This is a genomic window from Clostridium sp. UBA2485 (genome assembly GCF_002341865.1).
Classification (GTDB): Bacteria; Bacillota; Clostridia; order Clostridiales; family Clostridiaceae; genus Clostridium_J.
In genome coordinates this window covers 50,434-73,899 of sequence record NZ_DDOV01000062.1, presented here as the reverse complement: position 1 = coordinate 73,899, position 23,466 = coordinate 50,434, and the positions used below count along the sequence as shown (strand labels likewise).

Sequence of the window (23,466 nt, the reverse complement as noted above, 5' to 3'; positions counted from 1 at the left end):
TATAGTATTAAAAATAATAAAAAAATAAATATATTAAATCAAATTATTTCTCAAAATAGTAACAATATAAATGCATTAGAAGCTAAGATATACTCAGCTAATATAAAAATTGAACAGTATAGAGGAGTAGAAAATAATATTGATAATGAAATTAAAAAAATAGAAGAGCAAATCAATTCTTTAGATGAAATGATAAAAATAGAAAAAAAGAAACAAATCGAAAAAGAAGAAAAGAGAAAACAGTTGATAAGCAGTATAGAAAATTATAGTGGCAATAAAACTACTGAGTATTATGTAGCGAATATTCCAGATAAAAAATTAGCATATTTAACTTTTGATGATGGTCCAAGTAAAAACACTATAAAGATATTAGATACATTAAAAAAATATAATATTAAAGCTACATTTTTTGTAAATGGAAGAGAAGATGAATTTTCTCTTAAAGTTTATGAAAGAATTATAAAAGAAGGACATACATTAGGCAATCATACTTATAGTCATGATTATAGTTATGTTTATAGTGATATGAATAATTTTATTAAAGATTTTAATAAGCTTCAAAAATTAATAAAATCCAATTATAATTATGAAATGAAAATTGCACGATTTCCTGGTGGAAGCAATAATACCATAAGTGAAAATTATCACTATAATATTATGCCAGATTTAAGTAAGCTTTTAATTACTAGTGATTATACATATTTTGATTGGAATATTGATTCTAATGATGCTACATCTATAGCCCCAAGTAGAGATTACATAATAAACTCTGTATTAGAAAATTCTAAGGACATAAATTCTGTAATAATATTAATGCATGATAACATAATGAAAACTACTACGGTAGAAGCACTACCATATATAATTGATGGATTAGTTAATCAAGGATATGAATTTAGCTCCTTAGATCCAGCACAGTACACAATTCAATTCTTAAGAGCTGTTTATTAACAATTGCATGCTATTTTATAATATAAAATAGAAGCATTAGATAGGATCTATTCTAAGTAAAAACCTAATTCAATATCTTTTATATTTAAATACTAACCTAGTTTTAGTAATTGATTATAATTTAACATTAAATCTTGTACTTCATTAATAAATGTTGACGAGTGATATCCAGTTGTTACTGTATAATAAATTTGTAAGATTAGAGATGATAATATACTCAAATAAGGTTGTTCATTAATCTTCATTGGAGTATACTACAAATAATTAAATGGTAAAAAAGGGGGATAATACATGTCAATCTATATTTATAATGTTTTAAGTAGAAAAAAAGAGTTGTTTATTCCAATAGAAGAAGGTAAGGTAAAGATGTATGCTTGTGGGATAACTGTATCTGGAGAGGCTCATATTGGCCACGCATATCAATCAGTTATATTTGATGTTATAAAAAAGTATTTTGAATATGAAGGATATGTGGTTACTTATGTAAGAAACTACACAGATGTTGATGATAAGATTATAGCTAAAGGTAAAAAGCTAGGGGTTGATCCACAAGAATATGCTAACAATCAAATATTGAAAATAGATTTTGAATTAAATAAACTTGGAAATGATAAAGCAACAATTCAGGCAAGAGCAACTGAAAACATTAATGAAATGATAGAATTTATTGAGAAATTAATTGAGAAAGGTTATGCGTATACAACAAAATTTGGAGATGTGTTTTTCACTGTAAAGAAGTATTCACAATATGGAAAGTTATCAAATAGANNAGGATAATATTAGCGGAGTGAGAAAAGAAATTGAGCCAGGAAAGAGATATGAGGAAGACTTCGCTTTATGGAAAAGTGCAAAAGTTGGCGAAATTTACTGGGAAGCTCCATGGGGAAAGGGACGTCCAGGATGGCACATTGAATGTTCAGCTATGAGCATGAAATATCTAGGAGAGACAATTGATATTCATGGTGGAGGAAAAGATCTTATATTTCCGCATCATGAGAATGAAATTGCACAGTCAGAGTCATTAACAGGAAAGCAGTTTTCTAACTATTGGATACATAATGGACTTGTTAAGCTTAATGGTCAAAAGATGAGCAAGTCATTAGGAAATGTAATCTCAATAAAAGAATTATTAGATAATTATAATTCAGATGTAATAAGATTTGTTTTACTACAAAATAATTACAAATCAGATTTAAATATAGTTGACGGTATATTTGAAGAAGTAGAGAAACATATATATAATTTCTATAAAGTATTTAATGAAATTGATAATTTAAAATATGAGAAGACTATAAAGGAAATTAAACTTCTCTATAATATAGAAGATGAATTTAAGGAATCGATGAGAAATGATTTTAACACAGCAGTTGCTATTTCAAACTTATTTAAATATTTCCATAGTATGAATGGAATGCTTAATAAAAAGCAAGATATTTCTACGTTAAAGCTAATGAAAGAGACGATAGTTAAGACATATGCAGTTTTAGGATTACTACAGAAAAGTCCTAAAGAAGTAGTTGATAAAATACGAAACAAGTATTTAGAAAAGCATAAAGTAACAGAAGATGAAATTAACTTACTCATTGAAAAGAGAAGTAAATATAAAAGAAGTAAGGATTATGAAAATGCAGATTTAATAAAAAAACAATTGTTAGGTAGGGGAATAATTATTTTAGATAGAAAAAATACTACTGAATGGGATGTTTCTTTATAATTACAAAAGTTTAAATAAAGGGATGATATGGGTGGAAATGAATATAAAATTACCTTTAGAGGTAGAACTAATATTTGATAAGTTATATAAAAACGGATGTGAAGGATTTGCAGTAGGTGGATGTATACGAGATAGTTTATTAGGGTTAGAACCTAAAGATTGGGATATTACCACTAATTCTACTCCACATCAAACTAAAGAGCTATTTAATTCCTTAGGATATAAGGTAATAGAAACAGGAATACAGCATGGTACTGTAACAGTAATTATAAATAAAATGCCTTATGAAATTACTACTTATAGAGTAGAAGGGGATTATATAGACAATAGAAGGCCTTCTAAAGTTTATTACACTAGTAAATTAGAAGAAGACTTAAAGAGAAGAGATTTTACTATTAATACATTTGCTTATAATTATAAAGTAGGCTTAGTGGACTGTTTTAATGGTATAAAAGATTTAAAATGTAAAAAGATTAAAGCAGTAGGGGATGGAAATGCAAGATTTCAAGAAGATGCATTGAGGATGTTAAGAGCTATAAGATTTAGTAGTCAGTTAGATTTTTCTATAGATGATCATACAGAAGAAGCTATAGTAAATAATAGTAGATTACTTAAAAATATTAGTATAGAAAGAGTTAGAGAAGAATTTAAGAAAATACTGATTTCTGATATTCCGTCAAAAGGAATAAGAAAACTAATAGAATTAAATCTTATGGAGTATATAATACCTGAATTAATAGAGTTAGTAGATTTTAATCAAAGAAGTAAGTATCATGATAAGGATATTTTTAATCATGTAATGGTAGCTCTAGATAATACTAATAATGACTTGAATTTAAGATTAGCTACATTATTACATGATATAGGTAAACCTAGTACATTTACTATTGACAATAGTGGTAGAGGACATTTTTATGGTCATGAATTGGCAGGGGAGAAACTTACAATAGAAATACTTAAAAAATTAAAATTTGATAGTAATACAATTAATAGAGTTTCAAAACTAGTAAAAAATCATATGAAAGTTCCTCAAATTGAGAAGCCAATAAAAATTAAAAAATATATAAATGAAATAGGTGAAGAAAATTTAGATGTTTTATTTCAATTGATGATTGCTGATAGAAAAGCTTCTTCACCTGAATATAGAAAATATGATGATATATTAAAACTTAAAAGAACTTGTGATGAAATAATTAATAGTAAAGAACCTTTAACTCTTAAGGATATAAATATAAATGGAAAGGATTTGATTTCTCTAGGAATAGCTGAAGGAGAGAATATAGGTATATTACTTAAATATTTATTAGAATTAGTTCTTGAGAAGCCTAATTTAAATACTAAAGAAATACTGATACAGGAAGCTAGAATATACGTAAAGACCCATTTGTAAATAATACTATTATAGTATATAATAGGAATGTATTTTTACTTTGAAAGGAGATAATTATGGAAGATAAAAAAATAATAACAGTATTAGACGCTGAAACTAATGAAAAAATAGAATTAGAATTGGTTGAAGAAATTGTTTTAAATGATGTGAAATATGTATTATTAGCACCAACAGATAATGATGAAGATGCCTATATATATAAAATAGTTAATGTTGATGGTAAAGATACTTATGAAATGGTTGAAAATGAAGAAGAATTTAATGCTGTAGTAGAAGAATATGATAAACTATTTGATGAAACAATGAATGAATAAAAGAAAAACATCTAGTAATCCTAGATGTTTTTTGCTTTATGGCAATAATTTAAATTCATATCCTTGTGCTTTTATTTCTTTTATAACTTCATCTAATATTTCAGTGTTAGTCTTTGATACAGCATGCACTAACATAACACAACCATTATGAACACTATTTAACATAGTTTGTTTTGCGGTACTAGGATCAGGTTGTTTATTTATGTCCCAATCATGATAAGCAAAACTCCAAAATATAGTCTTATATCCTAAATTTTTAGTCATAGCTAAGCTTTTTTCTGAATATTCGCCCATAGGTGGTCTAAAAAATTTAGGCATATCTTGGTCAGTAATATCTTTAAACTTATCTTCAACATCCTTAAATTCGTTATTAAATTTAGTTTCATTTCCAGTCACTGTAGGCATAGATGGATGGGTGTTAGAATGATTACCTACAATATGACCTTCATCTACCATTCTTTTTATTAGTTCAGGATTACCTTTAACATATGGAGAAGTAACAAAGAAAATTGCTTTAACATCATTAGCTTTTAATGTATCTAATATTTTTGATGTATAACCATTTTCATATCCTTCATCAAAAGTTAAATATATAACTTTTTCATCGGTATTCCCTACATATAGTGCATCATACTTGCTTAAGTCAAATTTTATATCCTTATTTACTTCTGGAGTTGTATGGGTTTTGTTGGGCTTATACCACCAACTGATTTTGGTATTATCTAAATTTGTATCAATTTTATTTATGCTAGTTTCGTTTTTTCTCTCAGGAGAAGATGAATTATTTTCAGTAGGATTATTCACCTCTTTTTTTTCAACTTCCGAACCAGGCTTGCCATTGTCCTTTTCTGATAAATTTTTATTTTCTTTTTTAAAGTCGTCTTTATTATCTTTTTTCTCTATAGGTTTTGTTGATGTTACTACTGATTCTTCATTAATTTTAGAGGTCTTATCTTGTATATTTTCATTACTTAAACAACCAAATGCTGTTACTGCAAGAGCTAAACATAAAGTTAAAATTTTTACTTTGTTCATATAATGATCTCCTTTCCCTAAATAAAATTAACCTTACTATTTAGTACGAATATTTATTTAAAAAGTATAGTATTCTATTTAAATAAAATACCTATTATAGTTTTAGCAATAGGTAATAATATATGCAAATAATATTAAGGCAACTTTTGGTTAAATATTATTATAGAAAAATAAACATAATAAAATTGATAGAAAGGAGAGAGAGTATGGATATAAATTTTATTAATAATTTTCCTAAAAAGCTTCAGCCTCAACATCAAAATAAACAGCCTGGTATCGAATCATTGATGAATCCACTACCTATATATGATGATGAAAGCTACATACCATCAAATAAACTAAAAGATAAAGTGGTATTAATTACAGGAGGAGATAGTGGAATAGGGAGAGCAATTTCTGTATTATTTGCTAAAGAAGGAGCTAAAATAGCAATTTCTTATTTAGATGAAGAAGAAGATGCTGTGGAAACAAAAAACATAATAGAAAAATATAACGGTCAATGTGTTTTGCTCCCAGGAGATATAGGGGAGGAAAATACTTGCAATAATGTAGTGGAAGAAACTATAAAATCTCTAGGTAAGATAGATATACTCATAAATAATGCAGCAGAGCAACATATACAACAAAAAATTGAAGATATAACTAAGGAACAATTAGAAAGAACATTTAAAACTAATTTATTTAGTATGTTTTATATGACTAAAGCCGCATTAAAATATATACAACCTGGAGGAAATATAATTAATACCACATCTATAACTGCTTATGAAGGGCATAAGACCTTAATTGATTATTCTTGTACAAAAGGAGCAATTGTAACTTTTACTCGTTCTATGGCATTATCTCTTCAAGATAAACAAATTAGAGTAAATGCGGTAGCTCCAGGGCCAATTTGGACTCCATTAATTCCGGCTAGTTTTAATGAAAGTGAAGTAGGACAATTTGGAAGCAATTCTCCAAGTAAAAGACCAGGTCAACCAGTAGAGTTAGCAGGGGCTTATTTATATTTAGCTAGTGATTTATCATCTTATGTATCTGGAGAGATAATCCATGTTAACGGTGGGACAATAATAAATGGATAAAATCAATAATTATTTAATTAACAATTCTAAAAAAAGAATTTTTTAAAAAAATAAATTAAATTAAATTTAATTTTACAATATACAATATAATACATATTCGTAAATAATAAAATTAGCCTAATTGTTATTTGAATATTTAAATAATAATTCTTCAAAAAAAGTTAATTTAAAAAAGCCTTCATTTTTATGAAGGCTTTGAATTTTCAATAAATTAAGCATGATTAGATCGTTTTTCTACTAATCTTAATTTTCTTGCTTTAAGTTTAACCTCTGGCTCTTTTGGAAGAGCAAATCTTGGAATAAATCTATCTAGACCAGTAAGAGTAAGTATTAATATAGAAAATACAGCTATAAATGCCATATAGTTGTATTTAATTATTTCCATAGCTTTAAATTCGTGTAACGGATATATAGCAGAAGCTATACCTACATAAAAGGTCATATATACATGCCATGGAAATAATTGGGAACCAAAAACTCCAAGTGCATCAGAGAAGGTAGCATTTCTTAAACGAAGTTTATACATTGACTCTTCATCACCTTCAACATTTTCATCAACTATTTCCTTGATGATTGGTCCAATTGTAACTATTTGAGCCATCTCATCTGCAAGAGCAGCATTTCCTAAAATAGAAAGACATCCGTTCCAGAACATAAGTTGTCTTACATTTCTAGATAATTTAACAACTAACTTTGATATAGGTTGGAAAGCGTTCATTTTTGACATCAGCCCTCCAAAGGCGCCAACCCACATCATCATAACTATAACCCATCCACCAGCTTCAGCAAATCCACCTTTAACTAATTCCAAAAATGCAGGTACTGATTCTACAGTTCCAGCTAATAAACCAAGCAATAATGAAGAAATTATTCCTATTGCTAAGCAAGCAAGAGTTTGTATACCTTTAACAGCAGCTACAATAACTAAAATTAGTGGAATAATCATATAATATGGAACTCCAGTTTTAACTTGATTTAATAAATCAATAGCTACTGGTTTTTCTTTTTCTAGAACAGTCCAAACCTCACTAGGTATTGCATTAATTGCATCAGAGGCATTTGTAACAGTTGTAGGTAAGTCCATAATTAAACTTGTAACATAGAACAATATAGCTGTAATGATTAAACAAATTACTGACCAAGCTCCTTGATGTCGTATTCTATCGATAACTTCAACCTTTTGAATCCCAGAACTAACTACCGTAGTATCGGATATAAGGCCGATATTATCTCCAAAACATGCACCACCAGCAATTGCAGCTGTAGTTAATACTATGCTTCCATCAACTATATGACATAGCCATAAAAATATCGGAGCACAAGCTGCAAAGGTCCCCCAAGAAGTACCAGTAGCAACGGATAATACAGATGTAACTAAGAAACCGGTTACAGCAACTGTACGTCCGTTTAATCCTAGATTTAGAGCTAAATTAACGATTGAAGCACCAACTCCAGTAGACATAAATGCTGATGCCATTGCGTAAGCAAGCATTAATATAAAGAATACTAACTGCATACTTTTAACGTTATCAACAGCGCAATCAACTATTTCGTCGAATTTTAGTTTTTCAGTTAACCTTGCAATAAGTGCTGCGTAAATCGTTGCTATTGGTGCTGCAAGTAACGCATCCACCTTTAACATCATGAGTCCTGCCATTACTATGACAGGTGAAAGTTTTAATAATGCTAACATAAAAAAATCCCCCCTGATAAACTTTTGTTAAAATACTAACTTAAAAAAGTAATTGATTTATTGAATGATAAATTTCCCTCTTTAAGCTATAGGTAAATTATAAAACCTTTTTGTTGAAAATTCAACATTTTTTGAAAATTAAGACAAAGAGTTTTTAGAATATTAATTTTGTTGTTAAAAAATGCAAAATAGTAGACTAATAATTGTTATTTTTTCTACAATTAATAAAAAAATAGTAAAAAAAAGCATTAAAACTAATTTTTAGTCTTAATACTTTTACAAAATTACTAATAATCAGATGTAATTTTACTATCTTTATTTACTATAGCTATAGATGCACTAGCACCTATTCTATTTGCACCAGCTTCTATAAACTTCAGTGCATCTTCTGTTGTTCTAACTCCACCAGAAGCTTTAACACCTATTTGCGGACCAACTACTTTTCTCATTAACTTAATATCTTCTACAGTTGCACCATCAGTACTAAAGCCAGTTGAAGTTTTGACAAAATCTGCACCTGCTTCTACAGAAAGTTCACAAGCTTTAATTTTTTCTTCTTCTGTTAATAAGCATGCTTCTATTATAACTTTAACTATAGCTTTATCTTTAGCAGTTTCTACAACTTCTTTTATATCTTTTAATACTAGATCATAATTTCTATCTTTTAATGCACCTATATTTATAACCATATCAATTTCATTTGCACCTAATTCAATAGCTCTAGCTGTTTCAAAAGCTTTTGCTTTTGAATCCATAGTTCCTAGTGGAAAACCTACCACTGTACAAACTAAAACACCTGAATCTTTTAATTCATCTGATGCAAATTTTGTATAACAAGAATTAACACAAACAGATTTAAATTTATATTCTTTAGCTTCATCACATATTTTTTTAACTTGTTCTATAGTGGTATCTGCTTTTAATATTGTGTGATCAATCATTGAAGCAATATTCATTTATAAAACCTCCATTATCTAATAAAACACTAATTTTAGTGCTTTTGAAAAATTTAATATACCCCATAGGGGTATATTAATATAATAAGTTAAATTATAGCAATAGTCAATAGTTAGCTTGCTCATCCATAAAAGCATAAGTTTCCATAGGTTAAATTATATAAATTTATAATAGTTTATCCATATGATGAAAATAATATTAACTATCTATATTAGAGCTTAAAAATTAATATCATCTAATATTTTAAATAATTCACTGTACTTATCTAATTTTGTCTTATCTTCAATTTTAAATCCTGAATTAAAGAAAGTGACATTACCATTACCTTCATTTAAAGAGTTCATTTCTTTCAGTGTTCTTTTAAGATTTTTTACAGTACCAATGTTTCCATCAATTATGTTAGTGTTTGATGGAAATAATTTTTTAAACACATTTTTATAGAAAGAAAAATGAGTACATCCTAATACAATAGTCTCGTAATTATTTAAATCATATTTAGTTAATTGGTCTTGAAGATAAGGTAATACTATTTGTTCATTAAACTCAAATCTTTCCGAAAATTGAACTAATCCTGGGAGAGGTAGTAAATCAACAATATGTTCATTATCTAATTTAGTAATAAGGTGCTGTAATTTTTCTTCCTTTAGAGTTAAAGCAGTAGCAGTTACTAGAATTCGTTTACCTGAATCGTTATTTCTTTCAACAGCAGGTTTTATGGCAGGTTCCATGCCTATGATTGGAACATTATATTTAGCTCTTAAATCTTCTATTGCTACGCTTGTACCGGTATTACAGGCAACAACTATTGCTTTAACATTTTGATTCATAATAAATTCTATAGCATTAAAAATATGTTTTTTTACTTCATCCTTAGGCTTTGGACCATATGGGACATTTAATGTGTCAGCGTAATATATATAATCTTCATGAGGTAACATTTTTAATGCTTCATGTAATACAGTAATACCCCCAATACCAGAATCAAAAAATCCTATCTTCATTCTTATTCCTCCAATAAGTAAAGTTTATATATAAATTTAATATATATGCAATTTTATTATAATACAAAATAGATTTTATTGCTTCATATAATTTAACTATTTTTCAGCAAATATAAATTAATTTAGCAGCAATCAACTAAGAATTAATTTAGTTATCTATAAAATTATTTTAATAGATTGTAATAGTACAAAAGGTAAAGTTTATATGCGTTTTATCCAAGTAAAAGAATAATATAATATCTTTATAGGGGATAGGGGAGAAACTAAGATTCTAGTCTATAGAATTTTAATATAATAAAAAATAGAAGCCACATATATGACTTCTATTTTTTATTATATTAAATTTTCTTTATCATTTCAAAGGTAAAAGGGTCCTTATTAGATTTTTTATTTAATCTGCCTGATAAGCTGTAGGATAATAACAAGAAAATAAATCCTATAGCACTACCATATAATTCATAGTTTTTTATTCCAAAGGATTTAAATAATACTATTCCACCTATAAGACCTAATAGGGTCATTACAGTTGGAAAGAAATATGCCCAAAATGTCATTTTAGAAAATGTTTTATCTTGTATAGAAACTAACACTTCATCACCAACAGAAGCATTTAAACTATTTTCTATGCTTATAAGTACCATATCAGAAGGGCAGCCAGATTTACATCCAGAACAATTACCGCCGCAACCTGACTTTTTAACAAAAGCAACTTCAGCAATGTCACCGTTTACTTTTTTTATACGTCCTTTTTGTTCCATGCTATCACCTCAAAAGAATTCATTCTAATTTTAATAATAAAAGACTTACAATTGTAAGTCTTTTATTATTTATATTATATAACTAATTTGCCACTTCAGCAACTTTAGGTTTACGTAAATTCTCAATTGAATTTTTAGGACATTTGTTTGAACAAATACCACAATTTACGCATTTACTGTAATCAATTACTGGTAAGTTGTTTTCCATAACAATTGCTTCTTTTGGACAGTTTTTTGCACATAATGAGCAAGTTATACAACCTACAGAACATACGTCTATAACTTCTTTGCCTTTAGCTTTTGAATTACATTGTACACGAACTTTAGAATTCTTTGGAAGAATTCCGATAATGCCTTTAGGGCAAGCGTTTACACAAGCACCACAGGCAACACATTTATCTTCTATAATTCTAGCAACACCATCAATAATTTCTAAGGCATCAAATTGACATACTTTAACACAGCTTCCTAGGCCTAAACAACCATCTATACAAGCTTTTGAACCATTACCAGGTACATTCATAGCTTCATTACAATCCTTTATTCCAAAGTATAAGCTTTTTTCTTTGGCAACATCGCAAGTACCTTTACATCTTACATAAGCCACTTTAGGCTCACTTTCTTCAAGAGATACACCTAAAATATTAGATATTTTTTCAGCACAAGCTGAACCACCAGGTGAACATAAATTAGGAGCTGCTCCTTCAGATACTACAGCTTCTGCATATGCATCGCAACCAGCGAAACCACATCCACCACAGTTTGCTCCAGGTAAGCAATCTCTTACTAAAGGGATTCTTTCATCAACTTCAACTTTAAATTTATCGTTAGCATATCCAAGTAGTAAACCAAATAGAAGTCCAAGACCACCAAGGCTTAATACAGGATATAAAATTGCTTTTAATTCCATTAAAAGACCTCCTTATATAAGACCATTGAATCCAAAGAAAGCAATTGCCATAAGACCAGCAGTTACTAGTGCAATCGGTAATCCTTTGAATGCTTCAGGCATGTCAGTATTTTCTTCCATACGCTCTCTAAGACCAGCTAAAAGAACTATAGCAAGCATATATCCTAAAGAAGCTCCTAACCCATTAACTATAGCTTCAAGTAAGTTATATCCCTTTTCCATGTTTAAAACTGCGATACCAAGTACAGCACAGTTTGTTGTTATAAGTGGTAAGAATATACCAAGAGCTCTATATAATCCAGGGTTAGTCTTCTTTACAACTATTTCAACAAATTGTACTAATGATGCGATAACAAGCACAAATGCTAAAGTTGATAAATATTCTATGTGTAATTTTTGTAATATAAATACATTTACAATGTAAGTAATAATTGAAGATAAAACAATTACAAAGACAACGGCAAAACCCATACCTTTAGCAGTTTCTGTCTTTTTTGATACTCCTAAGAATGAACATATTCCTAGGAATTTAGCTAATAATACGTTATTAACAAGTAACGCACTTATAAATATACCTAAAAGTTCCAAATTCATTCACCTCTCTATTGCTTATTTTATAGCTTCAGCGCTTTTTTCTTTAGATATTTTAACTTTATTCATTTTAGATATTTTAACTTGATTCATTATTGAAAGTAAAATTCCTAGAGTTATGAAAGCACCAGGTGCTAATTGCATAATTCCCATTGGTTCATAAGAACTTGGAAGTATTTGAATTCCATATATTGTTCCAGCACCTAATAATTCTCTTATACATGATAATACTGTTAGAGCTAATGTAAAACCTAGTCCCATACCTATAGCGTCAAATATAGAACTCACTACAGAGTATTTAGATGCATAAGCTTCAGCTCTACCTAAGATTATACAGTTAACAACTATAAGAGGTATAAATATACCTAAAGACTTGTAAAGATCTGGTAAATAAGCTTGAACTAAAAATTGTATCAAAGTAACGAAACTAGCTATTATAACTATAAAAGCTGGGATTCTTATCTTATCAGGAATAAGTTTTCTAAGTAAAGAAATAACTGCATTTGAACCAATTAGAACAGCAGTAGCTGCAAGCCCCATACCTATAGCATTTTTAACGCTACTTGTAACAGCTAAAGTAGGGCACATAGCTAGAACTTGTACAAAAACAGGGTTTTCTGTAAATAATCCAGTTTTCAATCTTTCTATAAGTTTCTTCATGATTACTGTGCTCCTTTCAATTGTTCGTTAAATGCTTTTGTTGCAATGTTTACGCCATCAGCAACTGCCTTTGAGGTAATTGTGGCACCAGAGATAGCAGCAATTTGATCATCTCCTGAAGCATCGCCTTTAACAACAGTTAATTCACTATCTGCTTTCTTTTCCTTAAATTTATCAGTAAATTCAGGTTCTTCTGCCTTTGCTCCAAGTCCTGGAGTTTCAGTATGTGATAATATTTTTATTCCTTTTACTGTACCATCAGATGATATTCCTATCATCATATTAATAGGACCACCATATCCGCTAGTAGAAACATTTATACAATATCCTGCATTTGCTCCACCTTTAACACCGCTTTGTACAGCTATAATTTCAGGTGTTGAAGCATTATCAAATTTAAATTCTTGAAAATCTTCTGCATCTGGAAGTATTTCTCTCATTGCAGCATTTTTTGCTTCTTTTTCTTTAGCCATAATCGGCCCCATTGTTACGGAATAGGCAATTCCTAAAATTATCCCAGCAATAGCTGTGATTACAAGAAGTATTCCACCTAGTTTTAAATTCTCTTTCACTTATTTTACCTCCCCGAACGCACGTGGCTTTAAAAATTTATCAATCATAGGTACAAACAAGTTCATGATTAATATTGAATAAGATACACCTTCTGTATATCCTCCAAATATACGTATTACTGCAGTTAAAATACCACAACCAATACCAAAAACTATATGACCTTTTTTAGTCATTGGAGAAGTGGTATAGTCGGTAGCCATGAAACAAGCACCTAAAATTAATCCGCCTGAGAACATTTCTACTAAAGCTTGTTGTACGACAAATCCGTCTCTTCCAAATTTTCCGAGTATTAGTGTTAGTATAAAAGTAGTTGCTATATAACTTACAGGTATGTGAAGCTTAATAACTCTTCTATATAGTAAATAAGCAAATCCTATTAATAATGCTAGTGCTGAAGTTTCACCTATACATCCACCAACATTACCTATAAACACATCCCAAATTTCAGGCATTGCACCGCCACCATTTTTGAATATTGCTAGTGGAGTAACTGTAGCTATGCCATCTAAAGTCCATGTTGTCATATGAACTGGATATGCAGATAATAAAAATGCTCTTGCAGCTAAAGCAGGGTTAACTATATTTTGTCCAATACCCCCAAAGAAGCATTTAACCACTATGATTGCGAATGCACTTCCAACAATAGCTACCCATATAGGGGTTGTTGGTGGCATATTGAATGCTAATAATATTCCAGTAACCGCTGCACTCAAGTCATATATTTTAATTGGTCTTTTAGTAATCTTTTGAAATAAATATTCAAATGCTACACATGAAACAACACAAGTAGCAGTGACTATTAAAGCATTAGCTCCAAAGAAATATATTCCAGCAGCTAAAGCAGGTAATAGTGCAATAATAACATCTCTCATTATAGTACTAACAGTTTCTTTTGATTTTATATGAGGAGATGATGATACCGTATATAATTTATCTGACATACTACCTACCTCAATTTCTTTTGACTTTATATGAGGAGATGATGATACCGTGTTTAATTTATCTGACATATTATTCACCTCAATTGTTTATTTTTTCTTTCTATTATTTAGTATTACTCTTTTTCCTTCACGACAAGTTTGAGTTAAATGACGTTTAGCAGGACAAACATAAGTACAAGCGCCACACTCAATACAGGATAGTCCGTTGCTATTCTCAAAACTTTCGAAATCTCCTCTAGTTACATAACTATTAAGTTTAGATGGTATTAAGAACATTGGACACGCTTCTACACATTTTCCACATCTAATACAGTTAGACTCTTCTGTAAGTTCTGCTTGTTTTGAAGTTAGAGATAATACCCCAGAAGTTCCTTTTATAACAGGTGTATCTAATGTAATAAGGGTTGTACCCATCATTGGACCACCAGAAATTATCTTAATTGGCTCTTCATTAAAACCATTACAAGCTTCAACTAATTCGCTTATTCCAGTTCCTAATTTAACTCTTAGGTTCTTAGGATTTTTTACTGCTTCACCAGTAACTGTAACTACTCTTTCAGTTAAAGGTTTACCTGTAAATAACACATTTCTAATTTCATATGCAGTTGCAACGTTTTGAACTATACATCCTACATCAGCAGGTAGCTTTCCTGTAGGCACTTCACGTTTAGTGATGGCATAAATTAATTGTTTTTCAGCTCCTTGAGGATATTTAGTTTTTAAAGGTTTAACCTCTATATTTTTTAGTTCTGCAACGGCAGATGACATAATTGAGATAGCATCTTTTTTATTATCTTCTATACCTATGTAGCATTTTGCATTTGGAAACATGTGAGATAGTATCTTAACCCCTTCAATAATTTCCTTATAGTTTTCTACCATTAATCTGTAGTCACAAGTTAAGTAAGGCTCACATTCTGCCGCATTAATTATAATGCTATCAATTTTTTTGTCGCTACCTGGAGATAATTTTACATGAGTAGGGAAGCATGCTCCACCTAATCCAACTACACCAGCTTCATTGATTATAGAGATTATTTCTTCATTATTTAGCTTTGTGTAATCATGAGCTGACGCTTCAATTTCCTCATACAATCCATCATTTTCAATAATAACAGACATAATTTTTCTACCATTTGTATGAAGCATTGGAGCAATATTTTTTACAGTTCCGGAAACGCTTGAATGTATTGGAGAAGAAACAAATCCTGCAGCCTGTCCAATTTTTTGACCAACAAGAACTCTATCTCCTTTATTTACTATTGGTTTACATTCACCACCAATATGTTGAGACATAGGAAAGACTAAATCTCCCTTTGGAAGTAATCTTTCAATTGCACTATTTTCAGTTAAGTGCTTTCCGTGTGGGGGATGAATCCCACCTTTGAAAGTTAAAAGTCCCATAATGACCCTCCTTTTGTTATAAATAATACAAATTTTCATAATTTATTATACCGCTTAAATATGTAAGGTGCAATAATTATAAGCAATATAGAGAAAATTGTAAAATATATAAGTGGTTTTTTTATATATTTTTAAAATAATTAAATAAAATTTAAAAATATGTGAAAAAATAAAAAAATAATTTAAAAATCTTGTTGATTTTTTTAACAAAGGTATGCTAAAATAAAATTAAATCATAAACAAGTGTTTATGAAATAAGCATAAGATTAGGAGGTTTAAATGACAAAGNNTTAAATTTAATAAAATCTAACCCTTTAATATCTCAAAATGAGCTCAGTGAAGTTCTAGGGATTACCAGATCCTCAGTCGCAGTTCATATTGCAAATCTTATTAAAAAAGGATATATATCGGGTAAAGGTTATATAATTAATGATGAAAATTTTGTCACTGTAATTGGTGGCGCTAATGTAGATATTTTGGGATTTTCGTCTAATGAATTAAGATACAGAGATTCTAATATTGGAAATATAAAAGTCTCATTAGGTGGAGTGGGAAGAAATATAGCAGAAAACTTAGTTAGACTTGGAATTAATACTAGATTGATAACGGCAATTGGTGATGATATCTATGGTACAAAGATATTAAATGAATGTAGAGATATAGGTATTGATTTAGAACATAGTTTAAAATTAGAAGGATATGATTCATCAGTATACATGTCAATTTTAGACTCAAGTGGAGATATGCATTTAGCTATATCGCAAATGGATATTCTAGATAATATGTCTATTGATTTTATAAAGCAGAAGAAAAATGTAATTGAAAGTTCAAAAATATGTATTATAGATACTAATCTTCCTAAAGAAATTATTGAATATACAGTAAATAATTTTAAAGATACAAAATTTTTCTTAGATACTGTTTCTACTGAAAAAAGTAAAAAAGTTAAAGATATTATTGGAAGATTTCATACTATTAAGCCAAATAAATATGAAGCAGAAATATTGTCTGGCATAAAGATTACTAGTAATGAAGACTTACCAAAGGTATGTGATTATTTCTTAAATAAAGGAGTAGAAAGAGTAGTTATTTCTCTAGGAGCAGAAGGAGTTTACTATAAAGATAAGTCTACATCTAAATATGTGCCTAATTCTAAGATAAAAGTAGTGAACTCAAACGGAGCAGGTGATGCTTTTATTTCTGGGCTAGTTTACAGTTATCTAAATAATTTTGATATTGATAATACAATAAAATTTGCTATGGGATGTTCTTATTTAGCACTATCCCATGAAAATACAATTAATCCTAATATAAATTTAGACAGTGTTAATGAAAAATTAAAGGAGATGGAATTATGTTAAAAAACTATTTAGAAATAAGTGAAGAAGTATCAAAAGCATTAAGTGAGGGAAGACCAGTAGTAGCATTAGAGTCTACAATAATATCTCATGGTATGCCTTATCCAAGAAATGTTGAAACTGCATTAAATGTAGAAAAAATAATAAGAGAAAACGGTGCTGTACCTGCAACTACAGCTGTATTAAATGGAAAGATAAAAGTTGGACTATCTGCTGAAGAAGTAGAATACTTAGGAAAAGCTAAAAATGTTATTAAAATGAGCAGAAGAGATATGCCATTTATAATAGCAAATAAATTAGACGGTGCAACAACAGTAGCAGCTACTATGATAATTGCGCAATTAGCAGGAATTAAAGTTTTTGCTACAGGCGGAATAGGTGGAGTTCATAGAGGAGCACAAGAAACTTTTGATATATCTGCAGATTTAGATGAATTAGGAAAAACTAATGTAGCAGTAGTATGTGCTGGAGCAAAATCTATATTAGACATAGGTTTAACATTAGAATACTTAGAAACAAAAGGAGTTCCTGTTTTTGGATTTAAAACAGAAGAATTACCAGCTTTCTTTACTACTAAATCTGGATTCAAAGTAGATTATAAAATTGATAGTGAATTAGAATTAGCTAAAGCTCTAAAAGCTAAATGGGATCTAGATTTACAAGGAGGAGTAGTTATAGCTAATCCAATACCTAGTGAATACGCTATGGATTTTGATAAAATAAATAATGCTATAAATGATGCTGTAAAAGAAGCAGAAGAAAAGGGTATAAAAGGTAAAGAAAGCACACCTTTCTTATTAGGTAAAGTTAAAGAAATTACTGAAGGACAAAGCTTAGAAGCAAACATTCAACTTGTTTACAACAATGCAAAATTAGGTGCAAAATTAGCTGCTGAGCTTAGCAATTTAAAATAGAAGATAATTTATAAAGAAGCAAGTTCACAAATATAATAATTTGTGAACTTGCTTCTTTTATATGCCTATATTAATGTAGAGAATTTTGTACTAGAGAAAGAAATAAAACTATGCTATTATGAATATTGGGAAAAGTTACATATATTTTATTTGGGGAGGAAGTGACATATGGAGAATAGCTTAGATAACAAGAGAAGGTTTTATAAGACAATGTTATCTTTAGCACTTCCAATTATGATTCAAAATTTAATATCATCATCATTAAATATGGTTGATACTATGATGATTGGAAAATTAGGAGAAGCACAAATTGCATCTGTAGGTCTTGCAAATCAATTTTATTTTTTATTCTCCTTATTTATTTTTGGATTAAATAGTGGATGTGCTATATTTATAGCTCAATTTTGGGGGAAGAGAGATGTTAAAAGTATAAGAAAGGTATTAGGATTATGTATAATCTTAGGTAGCTTAGGAGCGGTATTCTTTACAATAGTAGCATTGATATTTCCTGAAAAAGTTATGAGCTTTTTTACTAAGGATAGTATGGTTATTTCATTAGGAGCAGATTATTTGAAAATTGTAGGGTGGAGTTACATAATAACTGCCATTAGCTTTGCATTTTCTTTTGCATCAAGAAGTATAGGAAGAGCCAAATTACCTATGGTTACTAGTGCAGTTGCACTAATATGTAATACCGTTTTTAATGCAGTACTTATATTTGGTAAATTAGGCTTTCCCGTTTTAGGAGTTAAAGGTGCAGCTATAGCTACGGTTATAGCAAGAGTAATTGAGATGGTACTAATTCTATCTGTTACATATACAAGAAAAACTGCTTTAGCTGGTAAGCTGAAGGAATTTTGCGATTTAAGTAAGGAATTTATATTTAACATAATTAAGACTATATATCCTGTAGTAATAAATGAGATATTTTGGTCTTTAGGTATAACTATGTATTCTGTAGCCTATGCAAAAATTAGTACTAATGCATTAGCCACTTTTCAAATTGCAGGTACAGTTCAAAATATATTTACTGTAGCGGCTTTTGGACTTGCTAATGCTTGTGCTGTAATGATAGGAAATGAAATTGGTGCTAATAGAGAAGAAAATGCTATGACTTTTGCTAAAAGGTTTATTAAAGTAAGCTTTTCACTGGGAATACTCATAGGTGCATTATTGTTTATTTTCTCATCATCAGTAGTTTCAATGTATAACGTATCACCAGAAGTTATTCGTAGTGCTAAGATAATACTTAGAGTATTCTCCTTTGTTATACCTTTTAGAATGATAACTTCACTGTTCATTGTAGGAATATTGAGAAGTGGAGGAGATACAAAATACTCATTAATTCTTGAGATGAGCGGGGTTTGGCTAGTGGGAGTTCCTATTGCATTTTTGGGGGCCTTAGTATTTAAATTGCCTATAGAACTTATAGTTTCGTTAGTGTACCTAGAAGAGATAGTTAAAATATCTTTTTGCTTTCCAAGGCTTTTTTCTAAAAAATGGATACGCAATTTAGTAAAAGATATTTAAAAAACTTTAAAATAGTATAAAATAAGAAAGTCTATACATATAATATGCATAGACTTTCTTTAATTATTTATTTGATTTGTAACAAGTCATAAAGAATTTTAATATGTTTACTGCAGCTAGTCCAACTAAAATATATACAAGTCTACTTAAAAATACAGTAATAGATGGTGATGGAATTAATGAAAAGAATTTCGCTATTAAATTGAAATTAAATAATCCAACTAATCCCCAATTAAAAGCACCAATTATTACTAATACAAAGGAAATTTTGTCTAATAAATTGACTCTATACATAATATTCCCCCTAAAACTGATATTTATATGTTCAGGAATATTCAAAAATAACTAGTCAGTACGCTCGTCTATTTTTCGTTATACTGCGTCACTAGAACTCCATGATAGCTTGACTATCATGAAAACCTGATGCAAAATATATTTCGCATATTTGACTAATTATTTTCTTTAATATACCCTATATAAATATATGTTTTAAATTGTGTTTTAGAACGAATTAAACACGAACAAATATATTACTTTTTTATATTAAGTATGTTATAATGTGAATGATATTATAATAATAATAAATTAAGTACGGAGGAGACTATGAGAAATTTATATAGTTCACCATTTAATAAAAGATATTCTTCAAAAGAAATGTCATACATATTTTCAGACGAAATGAAATTTAAGACTTGGAGGAAACTTTGGATTGCACTAGCAGAAGGCGAGAAGGAATTAGGTCTTAATATTACGGAAGAGCAAATAAATGAGCTAAAAGAAAATATAGATAATATAGATTTTGCAGCGGCAGAAGCAAAAGAAAAGGAAATACGTCATGATGTTATGAGCCATGTTTATGCTTATGGTCTAGTAGCACCAAAAGCAAAGGGAATTATACATTTAGGAGCTACTAGCTGTTACGTAGGAGATAATACAGATCTTATAGTTATGCGAGAAGCCTTATATTTAATTAGAAAAAAGCTTATTAATGTAATTAATCAATTAAGTATTTTTGCTATGAAGTACAAGGATATGCCTACCTTAGGCTTTACACATCTTCAACCAGCTCAATTAACTACAGTGGGAAAAAGAGCTACATTATGGATTCAAGAATTATTGATGGATTTAGAAAATCTAGATTTTGTTATTGAAAATATGAAATTTAGAGGAGTAAAAGGAACTACAGGAACACAAGCTAGTTTTATGGCTTTATTTAATAATGATGAAGATAAAGTTAAAAAACTAGATAAGATAGTTTCTGAAAAAATGAAGTTTAAGGCTTCTTACCCAGTAACAGGTCAAACTTATTCAAGAAAATTAGATTCTATAATTTTAAATACCTTATCAGAAATTGCTCAAAGTGCATATAAGTTTAGTAATGATTTAAGAATACTTCAGAATATGAAAGAAATGGAGGAACCTTTTGAAAAAAATCAAATAGGTTCATCTGCTATGGCTTATAAGAGAAATCCTATGAGAAGTGAAAGAATAAGTTCACTTTCAAGATATATTATAGTAAATTCATTAAATCCAGCTATAACTGCAGGAACTCAATGGTTTGAAAGAACATTAGATGACTCTGCTAATAAGAGGATATCGGTAGCAGAAGGTTTTTTAGCTTTAGATGGAGTTTTAAACTTATACTTAAATATAACAGAAAATATGGTTGTATATCCTAAAGTAATAGCATCTCACGTTAACAACGAACTGCCATTTATGGCAACGGAAAACATATTAATGGAGGCTGTAAAGCGTGGTGGCGATAGACAAGAATTACATGAAAGAATAAGAATTCATTCTATGGATGCAGCAAGAAAAGTTAAAGAAGAAGGGGAGAGCAATGACTTAATTCAAAGGATTATAGAAGATGATAGCTTTAACCTTACAAAAGATGAAATTCTTTCAATTATAGATCCAAGCAAATTTACTGGTAGAGCTAGTGGTCAAGTTGATGATTTCATTCAAGAAGTTGTTAATCCAATATTAAAATCCAATAGAGAATTATTAGGAGAAAGTATTGAAATAAACGTATAGAGCTTATAATAATGTACACTCATAGAAATTAAAGAGTATATAAAAATAAAATTTCATATAAAATTGCAAAAGTGGATTCCCAAGAATCCACTTTTTTGTATATAATCTTATTACATAGAAACTAAAATTATAAAAGAGAATATGAAAAAATAAACTAGTAGATTAAGAGGAGTGAAAATAAAAATATATGAAGGATTTAATTGATAAATTATATAAGACACGTAGCTTAGAAAGAGAAGAGTTCATATTTTTGATAGAAAATTTTAATGCTGAAGTTAGTGAATATCTTTTTACAAGATCTAGATATTTGAGTGAGAAACACTTTGGAAAGGATATTTATCTTAGAGGACTAATCGAATTTACGAATTACTGCAAAAATGATTGTTATTATTGTGGAATAAGAAGAAGTAATAAAAATTCTAATAGATATAGACTTAGTAAGGAGGAAATATTGTCATGTTGTGAAACAGGATATAAGTTAGGTTTTCGTACGTTTGTCTTACAAGGCGGAGAAGATGGTGCTTTTACTGATGATATAATAGTTGATATTGTTAGTAACATTAGAAAGAGTTATCCTGATTGCGCTATAACACTTTCAATGGGGGAAAAAAATTATAAAAGTTACTTAAAGTATTTTAAGGCAGGAGCAGACCGATATTTACTTAGACATGAAACAGCTAATGAAAAACATTATGAAATGCTTCATCCCAATGATCTTTCTCTAGAAAATAGAAAAAATTGCTTATATAATTTAAAAGAAATTGGATATCAAGTAGGTACTGGATTTATGGTTGGCTCACCTTACCAAACAGCAGAACATATAGCTAATGACCTGTTATTTATTAAGGAGTTATCTCCTCATATGGTAGGAATAGGTCCTTTTGTTTCGCATAAAGATACAAAATTTGCAAATTTTCCATCAGGCAGTGTAGATTTAACATTATTTTTAATAGGACTTTTAAGACTAATGCTTCCAAAAGCTCTCATTCCAGCAACAACTTCACTTGGAACTCTTGATAGTAAAGGTAGAGAAAAAGGAATATTATCCGGAGCTAATGTATTAATGCCAAATCTGTCTCCTGTAAGTGTTAGAAAAAAATATGACTTATATGACAATAAAATATGTACTGGGGAAGAGGCGGCAGAATGTAATGTTTGCCTGAGAAATCGTGTAGCTTCAATAGGTTATAATATTGTAGAATCACGAGGTGATTATAATGATATTTCTACTAGGATAGATGAAGGAGAAAAAATATATCCAAAAACTATTGTAACATTATAAAGAGAAGTATTTAATAATTTTGATATAGAAAAAATTAAAACACTTGTTAAAGATGGGATTGAAATAGGGGATAGGAAATAGAATAGGTGTCAAGAAATCTTTATGATAATGTAGATTATAGAGAGGAAAAGGAGAACATTTTAAAATTTTAAATAAATTATTATTTAAAAGCTGTTAACAAAGCATATTTGTTAACAGCTTTTTATATTTATCTATTAACAAGGGCAGACAAGTAAAGTTTAGCTTCCGTACTCAGTTTTATTAAACCGTAATCTTAAGAAATCTTAAGATTTAATTATAATTTTCTTAAAGTTCTTCTTGTAATATTTGTAATATAAGGCATTGAAAAGTATGAAAATACAATATAAAAAATA

General features: G+C 29.1%; 23 protein-coding genes. 11 read left to right on the top strand and 12 right to left on the bottom strand.

Features of this window, described 5'->3' with window-relative positions; translation table 11 throughout:
* The 5 genes from B3603_RS13405 to B3603_RS13385 form a co-directional block, all read left to right on the top strand.
* Positions 1 to 951 (top strand): polysaccharide deacetylase family protein (locus tag B3603_RS13405; protein WP_291565725.1); only part of this gene is annotated, 951 nt, incomplete at its 5' end.
* A 291-nt stretch (positions 952 to 1,242) separates the two neighbouring features.
* Positions 1,243 to 1,728, top strand: coding sequence for a class I tRNA ligase family protein (locus B3603_RS13400; RefSeq protein ID WP_291565722.1), 486 nt, complete (start codon positions 1,243 to 1,245; stop codon positions 1,726 to 1,728).
* A 10-nt stretch (positions 1,729 to 1,738) separates the two neighbouring features.
* A complete protein-coding gene (locus B3603_RS13395; RefSeq protein WP_291565720.1) occupies positions 1,739 to 2,665 on the top strand; it encodes a DALR domain-containing protein in 927 nt (308 codons plus the stop codon).
* Between the two features lie 22 nt (positions 2,666 to 2,687).
* Positions 2,688 to 4,055 (top strand): CCA tRNA nucleotidyltransferase, encoded by a 1,368-nt coding sequence (locus B3603_RS13390; RefSeq protein WP_291565718.1) that lies wholly within the window; start codon positions 2,688 to 2,690, stop codon positions 4,053 to 4,055.
* A gap of 56 nt (positions 4,056 to 4,111) precedes the next feature.
* Positions 4,112 to 4,369, top strand: a complete 258-nt coding sequence (locus B3603_RS13385) for a DUF1292 domain-containing protein (RefSeq protein ID WP_291565716.1) — start codon at positions 4,112 to 4,114, stop codon at positions 4,367 to 4,369.
* A 36-nt stretch (positions 4,370 to 4,405) separates the two neighbouring features.
* On the opposite strand, the gene pdaA is transcribed toward B3603_RS13385, so the two are convergent.
* Positions 4,406 to 5,404, bottom strand: coding sequence for a delta-lactam-biosynthetic de-N-acetylase (gene pdaA, locus B3603_RS13380; protein ID WP_291565714.1), 999 nt, complete (start codon positions 5,402 to 5,404; stop codon positions 4,406 to 4,408).
* 206 nt (positions 5,405 to 5,610) lie between these two features.
* Between pdaA and B3603_RS13375 the strand changes: the two genes are divergently transcribed.
* Positions 5,611 to 6,486, top strand: a complete 876-nt coding sequence (locus tag B3603_RS13375; protein WP_291565712.1) for an SDR family oxidoreductase — start codon at positions 5,611 to 5,613, stop codon at positions 6,484 to 6,486.
* A gap of 211 nt (positions 6,487 to 6,697) precedes the next feature.
* Here the strand turns inward: B3603_RS13375 and B3603_RS13370 are convergent, their stop codons facing one another.
* The 10 genes from B3603_RS13370 to rsxC form a co-directional block, all read right to left on the bottom strand.
* Complete coding sequence (locus tag B3603_RS13370; protein ID WP_291565710.1) at positions 6,698 to 8,179, bottom strand: Na+/H+ antiporter NhaC family protein; 1,482 nt, start codon at positions 8,177 to 8,179, stop codon at positions 6,698 to 6,700.
* Positions 8,180 to 8,466: 287 nt separating this feature from the next.
* Positions 8,467 to 9,135: a deoxyribose-phosphate aldolase gene (deoC, locus tag B3603_RS13365; RefSeq protein WP_291565709.1), complete on the bottom strand. Its 669-nt coding sequence runs from the start codon at positions 9,133 to 9,135 to the stop codon at positions 8,467 to 8,469.
* Positions 9,136 to 9,354: 219 nt separating this feature from the next.
* The gene (gene murI / locus B3603_RS13360) at positions 9,355 to 10,137 is read right to left on the bottom strand and encodes a glutamate racemase (protein ID WP_291565706.1); all 783 of its coding nucleotides are present in this window, start codon (positions 10,135 to 10,137) and stop codon (positions 9,355 to 9,357) included.
* Positions 10,138 to 10,475: 338 nt separating this feature from the next.
* Entirely contained in the window at positions 10,476 to 10,895 is a 420-nt protein-coding gene (locus B3603_RS13355) for a SoxR reducing system RseC family protein (RefSeq protein WP_291565704.1), read from the bottom strand.
* An 82-nt stretch (positions 10,896 to 10,977) separates the two neighbouring features.
* On the bottom strand, positions 10,978 to 11,805 hold the full coding sequence (locus B3603_RS13350) for an RnfABCDGE type electron transport complex subunit B (protein WP_291565702.1): 828 nt from the start codon (positions 11,803 to 11,805) through the stop codon (positions 10,978 to 10,980).
* 12 nt (positions 11,806 to 11,817) lie between these two features.
* Complete coding sequence (gene rsxA / locus B3603_RS13345; protein WP_291565788.1) at positions 11,818 to 12,393, bottom strand: electron transport complex subunit RsxA; 576 nt, start codon at positions 12,391 to 12,393, stop codon at positions 11,818 to 11,820.
* Positions 12,394 to 12,414: 21 nt separating this feature from the next.
* On the bottom strand, positions 12,415 to 13,056 hold the full coding sequence (gene rsxE / locus B3603_RS13340) for an electron transport complex subunit RsxE (protein WP_291565700.1): 642 nt from the start codon (positions 13,054 to 13,056) through the stop codon (positions 12,415 to 12,417).
* A 2-nt stretch (positions 13,057 to 13,058) separates the two neighbouring features.
* Positions 13,059 to 13,628, bottom strand: coding sequence for an RnfABCDGE type electron transport complex subunit G (locus tag B3603_RS13335; RefSeq protein ID WP_291565698.1), 570 nt, complete (start codon positions 13,626 to 13,628; stop codon positions 13,059 to 13,061).
* Complete coding sequence (locus tag B3603_RS13330) at positions 13,629 to 14,570, bottom strand: RnfABCDGE type electron transport complex subunit D (RefSeq protein WP_291565786.1); 942 nt, start codon at positions 14,568 to 14,570, stop codon at positions 13,629 to 13,631.
* A gap of 87 nt (positions 14,571 to 14,657) precedes the next feature.
* Entirely contained in the window at positions 14,658 to 15,974 is a 1,317-nt protein-coding gene (rsxC, locus tag B3603_RS13325; protein ID WP_291565696.1) for an electron transport complex subunit RsxC, read from the bottom strand.
* A 260-nt stretch (positions 15,975 to 16,234) separates the two neighbouring features.
* Between rsxC and B3603_RS13320 the strand changes: the two genes are divergently transcribed.
* The 3 genes from B3603_RS13320 (at position 16,235) to B3603_RS13310 (ending at position 19,776) form a co-directional block, all read left to right on the top strand.
* A complete protein-coding gene (locus B3603_RS13320; RefSeq protein WP_291565784.1) occupies positions 16,235 to 17,335 on the top strand; it encodes a PfkB family carbohydrate kinase in 1,101 nt (366 codons plus the stop codon).
* Entirely contained in the window at positions 17,329 to 18,246 is a 918-nt protein-coding gene (locus tag B3603_RS13315; protein WP_291565694.1) for a pseudouridine-5'-phosphate glycosidase, read from the top strand. Before B3603_RS13320 ends, B3603_RS13315 begins: the two co-directional genes overlap by 7 nt.
* Positions 18,247 to 18,414: 168 nt before the next feature.
* Positions 18,415 to 19,776, top strand: a complete 1,362-nt coding sequence (locus tag B3603_RS13310) for an MATE family efflux transporter (protein ID WP_291565692.1) — start codon at positions 18,415 to 18,417, stop codon at positions 19,774 to 19,776.
* Between the two features lie 63 nt (positions 19,777 to 19,839).
* On the opposite strand, the gene B3603_RS13305 is transcribed toward B3603_RS13310, so the two are convergent.
* Positions 19,840 to 20,070 carry a DUF378 domain-containing protein gene (locus B3603_RS13305; RefSeq protein WP_291565691.1) on the bottom strand — a complete coding sequence of 77 codons (231 nt, stop codon included), beginning with the start codon at positions 20,068 to 20,070 and terminating at the stop codon, positions 19,840 to 19,842.
* A gap of 309 nt (positions 20,071 to 20,379) precedes the next feature.
* On the opposite strand from B3603_RS13305, the gene purB reads away from it, so the two are divergent.
* Positions 20,380 to 21,810 carry an adenylosuccinate lyase gene (gene purB / locus B3603_RS13300; protein WP_291565689.1) on the top strand — a complete coding sequence of 477 codons (1,431 nt, stop codon included), beginning with the start codon at positions 20,380 to 20,382 and terminating at the stop codon, positions 21,808 to 21,810.
* Positions 21,811 to 21,997: 187 nt separating this feature from the next.
* Positions 21,998 to 23,092 (top strand): [FeFe] hydrogenase H-cluster radical SAM maturase HydE, encoded by a 1,095-nt coding sequence (gene hydE, locus B3603_RS13295; protein ID WP_291565687.1) that lies wholly within the window; start codon positions 21,998 to 22,000, stop codon positions 23,090 to 23,092.
* Positions 23,093 to 23,466: the final 374 nt, after the last annotated feature.

Excerpts from the sequence above, each read along its gene's own strand:
- hydE (WP_291565687.1), top strand. The coding sequence starts at position 21,998 with ATGAAGGATTTAATTGATAAATTATATAAGACACGTAGCTTAGAAAGA.
- B3603_RS13385 (WP_291565716.1), top strand. The coding sequence starts at position 4,112 with ATGGAAGATAAAAAAATAATAACAGTATTAGACGCTGAAACTAATGAA.
- purB (WP_291565689.1), top strand. The coding sequence starts at position 20,380 with ATGAGAAATTTATATAGTTCACCATTTAATAAAAGATATTCTTCAAAA.
- B3603_RS13375 (WP_291565712.1), top strand. The coding sequence starts at position 5,611 with ATGGATATAAATTTTATTAATAATTTTCCTAAAAAGCTTCAGCCTCAA.
- pdaA (WP_291565714.1), bottom strand. The coding sequence starts at position 5,404 with ATGAACAAAGTAAAAATTTTAACTTTATGTTTAGCTCTTGCAGTAACA.
- B3603_RS13355 (WP_291565704.1), bottom strand. The coding sequence starts at position 10,895 with ATGGAACAAAAAGGACGTATAAAAAAAGTAAACGGTGACATTGCTGAA.
- B3603_RS13305 (WP_291565691.1), bottom strand. The coding sequence starts at position 20,070 with ATGTATAGAGTCAATTTATTAGACAAAATTTCCTTTGTATTAGTAATA.
- murI (WP_291565706.1), bottom strand. The coding sequence starts at position 10,137 with ATGAAGATAGGATTTTTTGATTCTGGTATTGGGGGTATTACTGTATTA.
- B3603_RS13370 (WP_291565710.1), bottom strand. The coding sequence starts at position 8,179 with ATGTTAGCATTATTAAAACTTTCACCTGTCATAGTAATGGCAGGACTC.
- B3603_RS13390 (WP_291565718.1), top strand. The coding sequence starts at position 2,688 with ATGATATGGGTGGAAATGAATATAAAATTACCTTTAGAGGTAGAACTA.
- B3603_RS13315 (WP_291565694.1), top strand. The coding sequence starts at position 17,329 with ATGTTAAAAAACTATTTAGAAATAAGTGAAGAAGTATCAAAAGCATTA.
- B3603_RS13330 (WP_291565786.1), bottom strand. The coding sequence starts at position 14,570 with ATGTCAGATAAATTATATACGGTATCATCATCTCCTCATATAAAATCA.
- rsxE (WP_291565700.1), bottom strand. The coding sequence starts at position 13,056 with ATGAAGAAACTTATAGAAAGATTGAAAACTGGATTATTTACAGAAAAC.
- deoC (WP_291565709.1), bottom strand. The coding sequence starts at position 9,135 with ATGAATATTGCTTCAATGATTGATCACACAATATTAAAAGCAGATACC.
- rsxC (WP_291565696.1), bottom strand. The coding sequence starts at position 15,974 with ATGGGACTTTTAACTTTCAAAGGTGGGATTCATCCCCCACACGGAAAG.
- B3603_RS13310 (WP_291565692.1), top strand. The coding sequence starts at position 18,415 with ATGGAGAATAGCTTAGATAACAAGAGAAGGTTTTATAAGACAATGTTA.
- B3603_RS13350 (WP_291565702.1), bottom strand. The coding sequence starts at position 11,805 with ATGGAATTAAAAGCAATTTTATATCCTGTATTAAGCCTTGGTGGTCTT.